This is a genomic window from Nitrospirillum guanabarense (genome assembly GCF_034653355.1).
GTDB lineage: Bacteria > Pseudomonadota > Alphaproteobacteria > Azospirillales > Azospirillaceae > Nitrospirillum.
This window is the reverse complement of sequence record NZ_JAYEER010000004.1, coordinates 742,692-756,941: the sequence shown is the minus strand read 5'-3', so window position 1 is coordinate 756,941 and position 14,250 is coordinate 742,692. Positions and strand designations below refer to the sequence as shown.

The following is a 14,250-nucleotide window of genomic DNA, read 5'->3' as shown; positions in this document are numbered from 1 at the left end:
GTGGCGCACGGCGTCTGGCTGCGCCCGGATGAAGGCGCCCTGCTGGCTGATCGGGGGGTCACGGTGGTCGTCAACACCTCCTCCAACCTGCGTCTGCGGTCCGGCCTGCCGCCCATGCGGCTGCTGGCGCAAGCCGGGACACCCCTCGCCTTCGGACTGGACGGGATGAGCTTGGACGATGACGAGGATATGCTGCGGGAGATGCGCCTCGCTTATCATCTGGCGAGCGCGGCGGCGGCCGACGGTGAGGCGCTATCGCCGACGGACGTGTTGAAGGGCGTCTGGGAAACGGGGCGCCACACCATTGTCGGTGACGATGGCGGGGGACGCATTGTGGAGGGCGCCCCGGCCGATATCATGGGCATCGATTTTGCCGCCCTCGCTCACGACGCCATGACATCCAGGTCCGACGTCCTTTCCCTGCTGATAGGCCGTGCGCAAAAGCGCCACGTCCGGCTGCTTATCGTCGGTGGCCGGACCGTCGTTGACGGGGCATGGGGTTCGAAGTCGTCCTCAAGCGCATCCATTTCCAACACCGCGCTCTTTGAAGACAGCGCGCTCACGCCAGAAAAAGTTAAGAAAATAACTGAAACAAAATCACTCATGAGATTATACTACAATATATAGCAGGTCCGTTCATCGCTCGCCCTCTCATCCCCTCTCAATTATTTGTCAATCATTTCCGCTTGCCCGCGCAAACCATCTATCAATGAGCATCGGGTCTCGACGCGCCTTCCCAGAGCCGAGATTCGGGCCACGAACGCGCGCAAAAGCACCGTCAAACCTCACCTGTGAACCGTCTTCCAAAGTTCTGCGATCGTGACCTGGCTACTGCCGGTTCCTCGCCGCGCATATTTCTTCTTTCGACGCTGGGCACGGGGTTCAGCACGGAAAGAAGGTTCATGACGATGGCACTCAAGGATATCCTGCCGGGGAAACTCGGGTTTGGCGCGGCGCCGCTGGGCAATATGTTCCGCGACATTCCCGAAGCGGAAGCCCTTGCGACGGTCGCAGCGGCCTGGAACGACGGCATCCGCTATTATGACAATGCGCCCTTCTACGGCGCGGGTCTCGCGGAGATCCGCATGGGCGCGGCACTTGCCGACAAACCGCGCGGCGATTTCGTCATCAGCACCAAGGTCGGCCGTATCATTCTCGACGAGATCGAGGATGTGAGTGCCCGCGACTTGGGCGAGAAGGGCGACGTCTTCAAACATGGCCGTCCGAACAAGATCGTGAACAATTATTCGGAAGAGGCCACCTACCGCTCGATCGAAGACAGCCTTGAGCGCATGCGGACCGATCATGTCGACATCGTCTGGGTCCATGATATCGCGCAGGATTTCTATGGTGACGAATGGCTCGCCATGTTCGAGCAGGCGCGGCGCGGCGCGTTCCGTGCGCTGGACCGGATGCGCGACGAGGGCGTGATCAAGGCCTGGGGCCTGGGTGTCAATCGCGTCGAGCCGATCGAACTGTTGCTCGACCTTGAGGGCCCGCGGCCCGACGGCTTCCTATTGGCCGGGCGTTACTCGCTCCTCGATCATGACCGCGCACTCCAGCGCGTCATGCCGACGGTGGCGGAGCGCGGGCTGGGAATCGTGGTTGGCGGCCCCTATAGCTCCGGCGCGCTGGTTGGTGGACCGAACTTCGAATATGCGCCCGCCACACCGGGCATCCTGGCGAAAGTCGCCGCGATCAAGGCGATCGCCGATCGTCACGGCACGTCGATGAAGGCGGCGGGACTGCAATTCGCGCTCGCCAATCCCGCCGTCGCGGCGGTGATCCCCGGCGCCAGCCGCCCTGGTCGTATCGCCGAAGATCGCGCCGCGCTCGATGAGGTCGTGCCGGCGGAATTCTGGCGCGAGTTGCGCGACAACGGTCTCGTCAATCCGGCGGCTCCGCTTCCCGTCGCGGACTGAGCGCCTCCTCCCATCCCAACGCTTCCCCGGTTGCCGCACCCTGCCGTGACCGGACGCCTCCTCCGCGCCTTTTTTTCCGGCGCTTCCCAATCGAGCAGAAGGAGAATGATCATGGACGCTACGCGTAAAAGCGACGCCACCGCTCTCGGACGACGGGATGTGCTTCGCGCAACCGGCGCCACTCTGGCCATCGGCGCCGCGGCTGGCCTTGGTGGCCAGGCCATGGCGCAAACCGCAGGCAGCATGTCGGCCGCCGCCCGCAACGGCGCGCCGCTCGGCCTACGGCTTCAGGGCGTTCAGCATTTCGGCCTGACCGTGCAGAATATGGAGCGGGCCTATGAGTTCTATACCGAGGTGCTTGGTGGTGCCGAGGTGTTCCGTCACGGCGATTTCCAGGGTGATCCGGTCCAGAACACGCTGCTCGCCGATCAGGAAATCCGTGCCCATGAGTTGAACGTCAGCCCGGCCACGATCGGCGTGCCGAACCTTCGCGATGGCGACCAGCGCCTCGACGTCCGTTTCATTCAGTTCGACAATGTGGTGATCGAGCTGTTGCAATATCGCAATGCCGACGAACCGATGGGTGGTCCCAACAGCTTCGCGCCGCCGCTGGAGAATATGAGCCCGGCGTTCCCGCGGATGATGCACATCTGCTTCCATGTCGCCGATGACGTCGACTTCAACAAGTTCATCACCGATCTCGAGGCCGAGTCCGCGCGTCGCGGCATGACGCAGGTGCGCGCGAACCGTACCATCCGCGTGCGCAGCGAGTCCGAACGGCGTGCCGCGCCCCAGAATACCAACACCAACAAGGTCACCGTGGCGCCTTCCGATGGCTGGGAGCTGATCTACTGCAAGGGGCCGGAAGGTGAACAGCTCGAGTTCGTCAAGGCGCTCGGACCGGTGAAGCAGCGCTTCGCCAATGCTCTCGCGGGACGGCAGCGCGCACGCTCGGGCCTGTGATCATCGCGGGGCGGAAGCAGGCGCTCCGCCCCGATTTCCCACAGCATCAAGATGAGGGAATCAACATGCGCATCCCGTTCATCACGCTCGCGATCCCCGCCCTCATGATGGCGGCCACCTCCCCGGCAGCGGCGGCACAGGAAAGCGCCGCGCCCAAGGCGCACGTCTACACCCGGATCCCCCAGGGGGCCTGGTCGATCGTTGCCCAGGTCCGGGCGAAACCGGGCAAGGCCGCCGAACTGCGCGAAGCCACGCTGCCCCTGGTGGCATTGGTCCGCGGCGACCCCAAGAACCTCGTATATTTCCTGCAAGAAGACCGGGCCAAACCAGGGCATTTCATCTTCTACGAGATCTTCGCGACGCGCGAGGATTTCGAGGCCCATAACGCCAAACCTTACGTCCAGGCATGGTTCGCGAAGCTGCCCGAATTGGCGGAAGGCGGCGTGGACGTGATGCGCATGGAGGTGCTGGGACAGCGCCAGCGTTGAACGCAGGCGGCCGGTTTGCCTTCCCAGGCGGCTTGGTCGCCTCACTCACTCCAGGAACTTCTGCATACGAGGCACCATGAAGTCGAGGAAGCTTCTCACCCGCGCCGGCAGGAACTGCGATCCGCGAAACAGGGCATGGACCTCGTCCACCACGCCGATGTCACTGTCGGCGAGAAGCTCGACCAGTTCGCCCCGCTCGATGGGGTCGCGCAAATGATAATCGGCCAGCCGGATGATCCCGACGCCGGCGATCGCCATCCGACGCAGCGTGTCGCCGTTGTTGACCAGCAGCGATCCGGTCAGCATCCGCTCGACGATCCGTCCCCCCTCGCGCATCGGCCAAACCGGCATCGCGCGGCGGAAATTGAAGCCCAGGCAATTGTGGTGGACCAGATCTTCCGGTGTCTTCGGCGTTCCATGGCGTTTGAGATAGGCGGGTGACGCCACGATGCGCCGCTTTGTCTCACCGATCTTGCGCGCCATCAGGTTCGAATCCACCAGCTTGCCGACGCGGATCGCGACATCGGTGCGGTCGAGATAGAGATCGACCACCTCGTCCGAGAGCGAAAGATCGACGACCACCTTCGGATAAGCCTCGAAAAAGGCCGGCAGCAATGCTTCGAGCGCCGTCGTGCCGAAACTCACCGACGAAGTGACACGGACAACGCCCTCGGCCTCGGCGCCGCCATGCGCGATCTGTTGCTCCGTCTCGTCAAGCTGGCCGAGCAGAATCTGGCTGCGCTCATAATAGAACCGCCCTTCCTCGGTCAGCGCCAACCGGCGCGTCGAACGCTCGATAAGTCGAACCCCAAGCCGCGCTTCCAGTCGGGCGATCAGCTTGGACACGGTTGAGGGCGTCATCAGCATCAGCCGGGCGGCTTCGGAAAAGCTGCCCGCCTCGACGACCCGAACGAACACCATCATTTCGCCTGCGCGGTTGTCCATATGCTGCCTGTGACCTGATTTCCCCCAAAATCCCGTGAACCTGGCCGATTGAGCCCACCGATACGCGGCCATCTTGCCGGGGGCACACCATACACCCACGGGGGTTGATAATGAGCAAGTCCGCATCGCTGGTGTTGGGTAACCCGCGCCTTCATCACCCCGTCGGGGCACCGGCTCAATGCCGCGCTATAGCCGCCGCGGCCTCTTCGATCACGGTGGCGGTCGCCTTCGGATCGGCGACATAGATCGCGTGGCTGCCCGCGGCTTCCTCGACCTTCGCGTGGGCGCGCCCCGCCATGGCTCGCTGAGCCGCCGGCGGGATGATGCGATCGTCCCTGGGGATCAGGTACCAGCTTGGCCTGGATTTCCAAGCCGGAAGCGTGACTTGGCCGGCGAAGGCCTGTACGCCCCACGGAACCTGCGAGTCCGCCATGAACCGCGCGACCTGCGGATCGACATCCGCGGCGAAAGCGGCCGGGAACGCCGGCGTGTCGATGGACAGGAACCCGTCAACCGGCGCCAGGATCGGCGAGGGTGGCGCGTCGGGCGCTGGCGGCGGCACGAGCTTGGCCACCGACTCGTTCGCATCGGGCGCGAAGGCCGCGACATAGACGAGGGCGGCAACCTTGGGATCGGTCCCGGCTTCGGTGATGACGACGCCACCATAGCTGTGGCCGACAAGGACGACCTGGCCGTTGGCGGACGCGACGGCGCGCTTTGTGGTGGCGACATCATCGGCGAGGGAGGTCGTCGGGTTCTGGACGACGACGACCTTGTAGCCATCGGCCGTCAGGATGCGGTGAACGCCCGCCCAACCGGAACCGTCGACAAAAGCCCCATGGACCAGGACGATGGTCGGACGAGTGTCGGATGGCGCGGCCTTAAGGGAGACTGGTGCGGCGGTCAAGGCCAGCGCGGCCAGCGCGGCGGCAACTTTCTTCATGTCCAATATCCTTTGTAATGCAGGTGGAGGGAATGCCGAGGATCAAGGGACCGCCCCGGCGACGGCCCAAGTCAGTTGGCGACCCAATTGCCGTGAAAGCCGGGCGGCACGATGTGAGGCAGACGGATGCTTGCCTGGGGCTCGCCCGCGAAGTCGCGGGCATTGAGGATCACGAGGTCGGTGGTCTTCGCCGCCGCGTCGATGACGAGGCCGATCAGCCAGCCCTCGTCCTCCTCAGCTTCCGCGTGCGTGGGTACGAACACGAACTCGCAGGGATGACGGTTCGGCCCAAAGTCATGGATCTGACGCGTACCGGCCTCCAGGTCGTGCTTGAACAGGCCCGCGCCGAGGAAGTCGCCGACCATCGCCATCGTGTAGGCGTAGCGATAGGGCCGACCGAGGCGCCGCTCGTCGGGCCGGGGAAATTCCTGTGGCGTATCGTCGATGACGATCCGCTCGATGGCGCCTTTCGCCGGATCGACGATCCAGCGCTCCAGGGCGCAATGCCGCGAATCCGGCCCGACCTTGCTGGTCGCGAATATACGGTCGTGGACGACAAGATCGATCACCAGCGAACCGTCGGCGCGGTCATAGGCATTGACCGTGTGGAAGACGAAACAGGGGTCGACCGGGATCCAGACGATATCCTTCGCCTCGCCCTCGCGCGGCAGCAGGCCGATGCGCGGCTTATGGGCGTCGTTCCAGCGATAAGGGAAGCTGTAGCCCGTGATCGCCGCGCGGAGCGAGAAGGTCACGGGCAGATCGAGGATGATGGCGAAGCGCCGGGTGAAGGCGAAGTCATGGATCATCGGGCCGTGCTTGACCGGGATCTTGACCTCGCGTCGCACCTGGCCCTCGGGCGTCACGGCGACAAAGCGCAGTTCGCGCCAGTTCTTGGCGTCATAGCAGACCGCGAGCATCTCACCGGTCGCGGGGTCGACATGCGGATGCGCGGCGAAGCCGCCATGCAGGCCTCCGTCGAAATCGGTGTAGCGCAGCGTCTCCAGCGTCTCGCCAATCTCGACCGGCGTGCCACCCGCTTCGATCAGCCCGAACGTCTTGCCGGCAAAGCCGATGGCATTGGTGTTGACCGTGTCGAACAGGTGGCGTGGTCCGGGCGTGCGGGGCTCGCCGAGCGCCTTGGTCACGTCGTCGGAGCGGATCCAGCGGTTACGATACCAGAGCGCGCGGCCATTCTCGATGCGCAGGCCATGGATCATGCCGTCACCAGCGAACCAGTGACGCTTGGCCGGCTTGGCGGCGGACATGGGATTGGGGCCCATGCGTAGATAGCGGCCGTCGAGCGCGGGAGGGATCGTGCCAGTGACGGCGAGATCCTCGATGGTCAGTTCCGCCTGCATCGGCGTGTGCACACCGGCGAGGAAGGGATTGGCGATCTTGTCGGTGCGGAACATGGCGATCTCCTTCAGCGGGCAGCGGGGATGAAAGAAGGAACGGCCCAGCCGACACTCGCCGGCCGGGCCGTCCGCGCTCATTGGGCGAGGTAGCCGCCGTCGATCACCAGTTCGGCGCCGGTCACGAAGCTGGCTTCGTCCGAGGCCAGGAAGAGCGCGCCATAGGCGATCTCCCTGGCCGTGCCGCCGCGCTTCATCGGCGTGGCGCCGATGGTGGCCGCGTTCAGGTCGGCGGCCTGGGCGTCGGTCAGCGGGGTGTGGATGAAGCCCGGCAGCACCGCGTTGGCGCGGATGCCGTCCGTGGCGTAGGTGATGGCCGCGTTCTTCGTCATGTTGCGCACCGCGCTCTTGGCGGCCTGGTACGAGTGCGCCCCGGCCACGCCGGCCGCGCCCCAGATCGACGAGATGTTGACGATCGAGCCGGGGTTCTTGCCGCGCATCGCCCGAACGGCTTCGCGCATGCCCAGGAACACGCCGGTCTGGTCGACAGCGACCATCCGGCTCCAGGCCTCGACGCTCAGTTCGTGCAGTGGCTCATAGGCGATAATGCCGGCGTTGTTGATCAGCACGTCGAGGCGGCCATGCTTTTCGACGATCGCGGCGACGGCCGCTTCCCAGTCGGTTTCGCTGGTGACATCCAGGGTCACGGTCTCGACACCGGCGGCGTAGGGCTGGTCCGGTGCCTTTATGTCGGCGGCGATGACGGTGGCGCCTTCCTGGGCGAACAGGTCGGTGACGGCGTGGCCGATGCCGCTGGCGGCACCGGTGACCAGGGCGATTTTGTTGTTCAGTCGCATGGGGGGATCCTTTCGTCAGCTAATGTGACCATCGGTCACTTCGAATGGATCTACGCCTCGAAGTTACCGTTGTCAACATATGTTTCCGATGCTAACTTAAGGACATGAACGACGTACCCAAGCCCTATCATCACGGCGACCTGCGCCGCGCGATGCTCGACACCGCCATGGACATGCTGGCCGAGGACAATGGCTGGCAATTCACCCTGCGCGAGCTGGCGAGACGTGCGGGGGTGAGCCACACCGCCTCCTACAAACACTTCCCCGACAAGGCGGCGTTGCTCGCCGAACTGGCGCTGATCGGCTTCGATAAGCTGCGCGTGGCGCTTCTCGCGGCCCGGCCCCCGGCCCCCTCGAGCCTACGCGATCAGTTTCTCGAAATGTCGCGCGCCTATGTCCGGTTCGGGTCGGCGAACCCGAACCTCTATCGCCTCATGTTCAGCGCGGACGCGCGCGCGGCCGCGAGCGAGCGGCTCAAGGAACATGGCGCCGCCGCCCTGGCCGTGCTTGTCGACCTGATCGAGGAGGGCCAGCGTGCCGGCTGGTTGCGCAAGCGGGAGGTGTACGAGCAGGTGGGCGCCGGCTGGGCTCAGCTGCATGGCGTCACCCTTCTGACGATTGATGGATTGCTCGGACCGGATGTGATCAGATCCGAACACGCGGCCGAAGCGGCGCTCCAGATCCTGCTCGAGGGGCTGGAGGCGGTCAGGGAACTGGGCGCCTCGCCCGCCCGGCGCCCCGGATAGGGGCGGACCAGGTCTCGCCCGCCACGGCCGCCGTCCCGCCTCCTAAATCAGCCCCAGTTCCAAGCGTGCCGTCTCGGTCATACGCTCCCGGGTCCAGGGCGGGTCCCAGACCATGTCGACCAGCACAACGCTCACCCCCGGCACCAGCGAGACCAGGTTCTGGACCTGGCCCGGCAACGTGGTGGCCACAGGACAAGCGGGTGTGGTCAGGGTCATGTCGATATGGACCAGGCCGTCACGGCGGACCAGCACCCGATAGATCAGGCCAAGGTCGACCAAGTTGACCGGTATCTCCGGATCGCGGACGGTGCGCAGCGCCTCGAACACCGCCGCCATCAAGGCGGGGTCGCCGTCGTCCGCCGTCCCGTCCGCCAGCAGTGGTTCTTCCCGGATGACACGCATGGATGCCGCCCCTATTCCGTCTTCACCGGCACGGGCAGGCCGCCGCCTTTCACCGCCGCCTCCAGCGTGTGCCAGGCCAAGGTCGCGCACTTCACCCGCGTGGGGTAGGCCTTGACCCCCGTCAGGGGCTGCAGCCGCTCCCCCTCCTCCGCCAGGGCATCGGGCAAATCACCGCCGCCGCCCGTCACGGTGCCGTGGAAGTGGCCGAACAGGGCCTCGGCCTCCGCCAGCGTCTTGTTCAGCACGACCTCCGTCATCAGGGAGGCGGACGCGGTGGAGATGGCGCAGCCCCTCCCCTCGAAACTGACGTCCACGATGCGATCACCCTCCAGCCGCAGGAAGATGGTGACCTTGTCGCCGCACAGCGGGTTGTGGCCATGGGCGAAGTGGCTGGGTTCCCCCAGCGCCCGGAAATTCCGCGGGGAGCGGCCGTGATCCAGGATGATGTCCTGGTAGAGATCGCGCAAATCCATGGGACACCCCTTCTATCGGGCCACGACGCCGAACAGCTTCTGCGCCGCGCGGATGGCCTCGGCCAGGCGGTCCACGTCCGCCTCGGTGCTGTAGACCCCGAAGGACGCGCGAACCGTCGCCGGCAGGTCCAGCCGGTCCATCAGGGGCTGGGCGCAATGGTGGCCGGCGCGCACCGCGACGTCGTGCTGATCGAAAATGGTGGCCAGGTCGTGCGGATGGATGCCGTCCACCAGGAAGGACAGGGCGCCCAGCCGGCTGCCGCCCGCCGCCACCAGGCCAACACCGGGGATTTCCGTCAACAGCGCCTCGGCATAACGGGTCAGGGCGGCCTCATGGTCACGGATGGCGGCGCGGCCCAGCCCCTCCATGAAGTCCAGCGCCAGGGCCAGGCCGATGGCGCCGGCGATGTCGGGCGTCCCGGCCTCGAACCGCTGCGGGGCGTCCTGGTAGGTGGTCTCAGCGAAGCTGACGGTGCGGATCATGTCGCCGCCGCCCTGCCAGGGGGGCATGGCGTCCAGCAGCGCACGCTTGGCGTACAGCACGCCGATGCCGGTAGGGCCATAGCATTTGTGGCCAGAGAAGACGTAGAAGTCGCAATCCAGCGCCCGCACGTCAACGGGCAGGCGCGGCACCGCCTGGCATCCATCCAGCAGGACCAGGGCGCCGTGGGCGTGGGCCAGGCGCACCACCGCCTCCACCGCCACGACATGGCCGGTGACATTGGCCAAGTGGGTCAGGGCCACCAGCCGGGTGCGCGGCCCCAGCAGGCCCTGGAACGCCACCAGATCCAGGGCGCCATCGGCACCGATGGGGGCCACCACCAGCTCTATCCCCAGGCGCTGGCGCAGCATCTGCCACGGCACGATATTGGAATGGTGCTCCAACTCGGACACCACCACCTGGTCACCGGGGCGCAGGTGGGCCGGCCCCCAGCTTTGCGCCACCAGGTTGATGCCCTCCGTGGCACCGCGCACGAAGACGACCTCCGACGCGTCGGTGGCGTTCAGGAAACGCGCCACCGTTTCCCGCGCCGCCTCGAACCGGGCGGTGGAGCGGGCGCTCAGGCCATAGACGCCGCGATGCACGTTGGCATAGTCGGTGCGGTAGAATTCGGCCATGCCGTCGATCACGGCGCGCGGCTTCTGCGCGCTGGCGGCCGTGTCCAGGAAGGTCAGGCCGGGATTGCGCCCGAAGATGGGAAACTGGCGGCGGACGGCCATCGGATCGAACGTGGCGCCATCGGGCCGGATCGCGGCCCGGTCTTCCAGCAGCAGGGTCATGACGCACCCCCGTCCAGCCAGCGCCGCAGGTGCCGGCGAGCCAGGTCGGCCAGTGGCTCCGACAGGCCGGCGGCATCGATGGCGTCGACGGCAAAGGCCTCCACCAGCATGCGGCGGGCGGTTTCAGGATCAATTCCGCGCGCCTGGAGATAGAACAGCGACGCCTCATCCAGGCTGCCGACCGTGGCGCCATGGCTGCACTTGACATCGTCCGCCAGGATTTGCAGTTCCGGCTTCGTGTCCACCCGGGCCTGGGGGCTCAGCAGCAGGTTGCGGTTCAACTGGCGCGCGTCGGTGCCGTCGGCACCCGGCGCCACGGCCACGGTGCCCAGGAACACCCCATGGGACGCCCCCGCCAGCACGCCTTTCACCACCTCTTCCGTGCGGCAGCCCAGGCCCAGATGATCGGCGCGGACGGACAGCGTCGCCTCTTGTCCGCCATCCAGCAGATAGGCGCAATGCAGGCGGAACTCGGCGGCGTCACCAGCCAGGGTGACCGCCACGTCCCGCCGCGACAGGCGCCCGCCGGTGATCAGCGCGCAGGCCTCATACCGGGCCCTGTCCGCAAGCACGGCCCGCATCACCGCCGTATGGCAGGCGGCCCGGTCCTCCGCCTGGATATGCAGGTGGGTCAGCACCGCGCCCGCGTCCAGCGTGACGACGCCGACCGTGTTGGCCCAGCCCGCCCCGCCGCCCGTCGCCGTCTCCACCACGGTGGCGCGGGCACCAGCGCCCAGGACGATGTGCAGACGGGCGTGGGCGGCGGCGGACGTGATGTGGTGGATGATCTCCACCGGCGTTTCCAGCACCGTGCCCGGTTCCAGCACCAGGACGACGCCATCGGTGAACAGGGCGGCGTTCAGGGTGGCGAAGGCTTCCTCCCCGCCCTCGGCCCCGCCCCCAGCCCTGCCCCTGAACGCGCCGTCCAGCAGGTCCGGCCGTTGTCGCAACGTCTCCGCGACCGACGCCAGCCACACACCGGCCGGCAGGACCGGCCCGGCCGACAGCGCCGGGGCGAACCGGCCGTTCACCAGCACCAGCCGATGCGTGGCGACGGGCAGCAGCCAGGGCGCCAGCGACGCGGGCGTCGGCAGGTCGCCGTCCCCAGCCGCGGCCGGCAGGGGCGGTGCCGCCGTCAGCGGCTCAAGATCGGTGAAGCGCCAGGCCTCCTGCCGCCGGGTGGGGAAGCCCATCAGGGCGAAGCGATCCATCGCCCTCCCCCGGTGGGTGGTGAGCCAGACCGGTTCGTCCGCCGTCGCCCGCAAGCGGTCGAAGGCTGCCCGGAAGGGCGCGCTGTCGTCGGTCATCAGCATGGAATGGCCCCCCTCAAGCCGCGTCGCCCAGATGAGCGTAGCCGGTGCGTTCCAGTTCGGTGGCGAAGGTCTTGTCGCCCGAGGCGACGATGCGGCCGTCGGCCAGCACATGCACCCGGTCGGGCACGATGTAGTCCAGCAGCCGCTGATAATGGGTGATCATGACGATGGCGCGGGCGGGATCGCGCAAACGGTTCACGCCATCGGACACGGCGCGCAGGGCGTCGATGTCCAGGCCGCTGTCGGTTTCATCCAGGATCGCCAGCGCCGGTTCCAGCATGGCCATCTGGAAGATCTCGTTGCGTTTCTTCTCCCCGCCGGAGAAGCCGACATTGACCGCGCGCCGCAACAAATCGTCGCCGATGTCCAGCAGCTTCAGCCGTTCCCGCACCGCTTTCAGGAATTGCTGCGCGTCCAGTTCGGCCTGGCCGCGCTGACGGCGGCCAGCGTTCAGGGCGGCGCGCAGGAAATACATGTTGTTCACGCCCGGTATCTCCACCGGGTACTGGAAGGCCAGGAACACCCCCTCCCTGGCGCGTTCGTCAGCCGGCATCGCCAGCAGGTCCCGGCCCCGGTACAGCACCGTACCCGCCGTCACCTCATAGCCGGGCTTGCCGGCCAGGACGCTGGACAGGGTGCTCTTGCCCGCGCCATTGGGCCCCATGATGGCGTGCACCTCACCGGCACCCACGTCCAGGTCGATGCCCTTCAGCACCTCGCGTCCCCCCGGGATGCGGGCGCGCAGCCCACGGATTTCCAGCAGCTTGCTCATGATGGGTCCTCTCCCAGGATGGGGTGTTGGGGGCCGCGCGGCGGCGGACGGTTCAGCCGACGCTGCCTTCCAGGCTGACGGCCAGCAGCTTTTGCGCCTCGACCGCGAACTCCATGGGCAGTTCGTTCAGCACTTCCTTGCAGAAGCCGTTCACGATCAGCGACAAGGCATCCTCCGCCGTCAGGCCGCGCTGCTGGCAATAGAACATCTGGTCTTCGCTGATCTTCGAGGTGGTCGCCTCATGCTCCACCTTGGCGCCCGGATGGCGCACGTCGATGTAGGGCACGGTGTGGGCGCCGCAGCGCTTGCCGATCAGCAGGCTGTCGCACTGGGTGTAATTGCGGGCGCCCTCCGCCGCGGACAGCACCTTGATCTGCCCCCGATAGGTGTTCTGCCCCCGGCCGGCGGAGATGCCCTTGGAAATGACGGTTGAGCTGGTGTCGCGCCCGATGTGGATCATCTTCGTGCCGGTGTCGGCCTGCTGGCGATTGTTGGTGATGGCCACGGAATAGAAGGCCCCCACCGACCCGTCGCCCTCCAGCAGGCAGCTGGGATACTTCCAGGTGATGGCGCTGCCCGTCTCCACCTGCGCCCAGCTGATCTTGGACCGGGCGCCCCGGCAGGCGCCGCGCTTGGTGACGAAGTTGTAGATGCCGCCCTTGCCGTTCTCATCACCGGGGTACCAGTTCTGGACCGTGGCGTATTTGATCTCCGCGTCTTCCAGCGCCACCAGTTCCACCACGGCGGCGTGCAGCTGGTTTTCGTCCCGCTGCGGGGCGGTGCAACCTTCCAGGTAACTGACATAGGCGCCCTTGTCGGCGATCAGCAGGGTGCGCTCGAACTGGCCGGTCTTGGCGGCGTTGATGCGGAAATACGTGGACAGTTCCATGGGGCAGCGCACACCCGGCGGCACGTAGACGAAGGAGCCGTCGCTGAACACCGCCGAATTGAGCGCCGCGAAGAAATTGTCGCCCTGCGGCACGACGGAGCCCAGGTAGCGCCGCACCAGCTCGGCGTGCTCACGCACCGCCTCACCGAAGGAACAGAAGATGATGCCCAGGTCGGCCAGCTTGTCCTTGAAGGTGGTGGCGACCGACACGCTGTCGAACACGGCGTCCACCGCCACCCCGGCCAGGGCCGCGCGTTCCCCCAGGGGGATGCCCAGCTTCTCGTATGTTTTCAGCAGTTCGGGATCGACCTCGTCCAGGCTCTTGGGCCCGTCCTTCGCGGCCTTGGGCGCGGAGTAATAGCTGGCGGCCTGGTAGTCGATGGGAGCGATGTCCAGCTTGGCCCAGTCGGGCGCCTCCATCGCCTGCCAGCGGCGGAAGGCCTTCAGCCGCCAGTCCAGCAGCCACGCGGGCTCCCCCTTCTTGGCGGAGATGAAGCGCACCGTGTCCTCGTTCAGGCCCGGCGGCGCCTCCTCCGCCTCGATATCGGTGACGAAGCCGTACTTGTAGCCCTCGCCCTGGACGATGCTGTCCAGGATGTCGGGCGGCGTGGCGCTGGCTGGGCGGTCGGCGGTGTCGATTTCCGACATGGCGGTCGATGTCCCCGGTCGTGTCTGGGTCTCTGCCAAAACTGTTCAGCAATGGCCGTGCCAGCCCGGGAACCAAGCTTTTCCGCGCCATTTCAAAGGCCTGCCGCGTTCGTAACCGGACGTTTGTCACAATCCCGACAGGGCGGTTTGAAACGAAGGCTCCCTTGAACGACGCAACCGCGACCGATGAGGCGCGGCATGATTTCTGCACCATGGCTGGACAGGCGCGGCCCCGTCCGCCCCGGGAAGAAAG

At 66.5% G+C, this 14,250-nt stretch carries 15 protein-coding genes; 5 read left to right on the top strand and 10 right to left on the bottom strand.

The genetic code is table 11. The features are described from left to right. The 4 genes from UAA55_RS21525 to UAA55_RS21510 all read left to right on the top strand — a co-directional run bounded on the left by UAA55_RS21525 (window position 1) and on the right by UAA55_RS21510 (window position 3,373). Window positions 1–627 carry an amidohydrolase family protein gene (locus UAA55_RS21525; protein ID WP_322955261.1) on the top strand — a complete coding sequence of 209 codons (627 nt, stop codon included), beginning with the start codon at window positions 1–3 and terminating at the stop codon, window positions 625–627. A gap of 275 nt (window positions 628–902) precedes the next feature. Next, the gene (locus tag UAA55_RS21520) at window positions 903–1,922 is read left to right on the top strand and encodes an aldo/keto reductase (protein ID WP_322955260.1); all 1,020 of its coding nucleotides are present in this window, start codon (window positions 903–905) and stop codon (window positions 1,920–1,922) included. 111 nt (window positions 1,923–2,033) lie between these two features. Continuing rightward, window positions 2,034–2,885, top strand: coding sequence for a VOC family protein (locus tag UAA55_RS21515; RefSeq protein ID WP_322955259.1), 852 nt, complete (start codon window positions 2,034–2,036; stop codon window positions 2,883–2,885). A gap of 65 nt (window positions 2,886–2,950) precedes the next feature. Beyond that, window positions 2,951–3,373 carry a putative quinol monooxygenase gene (locus UAA55_RS21510; RefSeq protein WP_322955258.1) on the top strand — a complete coding sequence of 141 codons (423 nt, stop codon included), beginning with the start codon at window positions 2,951–2,953 and terminating at the stop codon, window positions 3,371–3,373. A gap of 45 nt (window positions 3,374–3,418) precedes the next feature. Here the strand turns inward: UAA55_RS21510 and UAA55_RS21505 are convergent, their stop codons facing one another. From UAA55_RS21505 to UAA55_RS21490, 4 genes are all read right to left on the bottom strand, one after another. Then, window positions 3,419–4,318 carry a LysR family transcriptional regulator gene (locus tag UAA55_RS21505; protein ID WP_322955257.1) on the bottom strand — a complete coding sequence of 300 codons (900 nt, stop codon included), beginning with the start codon at window positions 4,316–4,318 and terminating at the stop codon, window positions 3,419–3,421. A 175-nt stretch (window positions 4,319–4,493) separates the two neighbouring features. Then, window positions 4,494–5,261 carry an alpha/beta fold hydrolase gene (locus tag UAA55_RS21500; protein WP_322955256.1) on the bottom strand — a complete coding sequence of 256 codons (768 nt, stop codon included), beginning with the start codon at window positions 5,259–5,261 and terminating at the stop codon, window positions 4,494–4,496. Window positions 5,262–5,332: 71 nt separating this feature from the next. After that, complete coding sequence (locus UAA55_RS21495) at window positions 5,333–6,676, bottom strand: 8'-apo-carotenoid 13,14-cleaving dioxygenase (protein ID WP_322955255.1); 1,344 nt, start codon at window positions 6,674–6,676, stop codon at window positions 5,333–5,335. 77 nt (window positions 6,677–6,753) lie between these two features. Continuing rightward, entirely contained in the window at window positions 6,754–7,473 is a 720-nt protein-coding gene (locus UAA55_RS21490; protein ID WP_322955254.1) for an SDR family NAD(P)-dependent oxidoreductase, read from the bottom strand. Window positions 7,474–7,577: 104 nt separating this feature from the next. On the opposite strand from UAA55_RS21490, the gene UAA55_RS21485 reads away from it, so the two are divergent. Further along, complete coding sequence (locus tag UAA55_RS21485; RefSeq protein ID WP_322955252.1) at window positions 7,578–8,219, top strand: TetR/AcrR family transcriptional regulator; 642 nt, start codon at window positions 7,578–7,580, stop codon at window positions 8,217–8,219. A 42-nt stretch (window positions 8,220–8,261) separates the two neighbouring features. Here UAA55_RS21485 and UAA55_RS21480 read toward each other — a convergent pair whose 3' ends face one another. The 6 genes from UAA55_RS21480 to sufB form a co-directional block, all read right to left on the bottom strand. Then, window positions 8,262–8,621, bottom strand: a complete 360-nt coding sequence (locus UAA55_RS21480; protein WP_322955251.1) for an iron-sulfur cluster assembly protein — start codon at window positions 8,619–8,621, stop codon at window positions 8,262–8,264. Between the two features lie 11 nt (window positions 8,622–8,632). Next, the gene (gene sufU, locus UAA55_RS21475; RefSeq protein WP_322955250.1) at window positions 8,633–9,094 is read right to left on the bottom strand and encodes a Fe-S cluster assembly sulfur transfer protein SufU; all 462 of its coding nucleotides are present in this window, start codon (window positions 9,092–9,094) and stop codon (window positions 8,633–8,635) included. A gap of 12 nt (window positions 9,095–9,106) precedes the next feature. After that, window positions 9,107–10,375, bottom strand: a complete 1,269-nt coding sequence (locus tag UAA55_RS21470; protein ID WP_322955248.1) for an aminotransferase class V-fold PLP-dependent enzyme — start codon at window positions 10,373–10,375, stop codon at window positions 9,107–9,109. Continuing rightward, window positions 10,372–11,688 (bottom strand): Fe-S cluster assembly protein SufD, encoded by a 1,317-nt coding sequence (sufD, locus tag UAA55_RS21465; RefSeq protein WP_322955246.1) that lies wholly within the window; start codon window positions 11,686–11,688, stop codon window positions 10,372–10,374. Before sufD ends, UAA55_RS21470 begins: the two co-directional genes overlap by 4 nt. Before the next feature lie 13 nt (window positions 11,689–11,701). Next, entirely contained in the window at window positions 11,702–12,451 is a 750-nt protein-coding gene (sufC, locus tag UAA55_RS21460) for a Fe-S cluster assembly ATPase SufC (RefSeq protein ID WP_322957741.1), read from the bottom strand. Between the two features lie 61 nt (window positions 12,452–12,512). Next, the gene (gene sufB / locus UAA55_RS21455; RefSeq protein ID WP_322955244.1) at window positions 12,513–13,997 is read right to left on the bottom strand and encodes a Fe-S cluster assembly protein SufB; all 1,485 of its coding nucleotides are present in this window, start codon (window positions 13,995–13,997) and stop codon (window positions 12,513–12,515) included. Window positions 13,998–14,250: the final 253 nt, after the last annotated feature.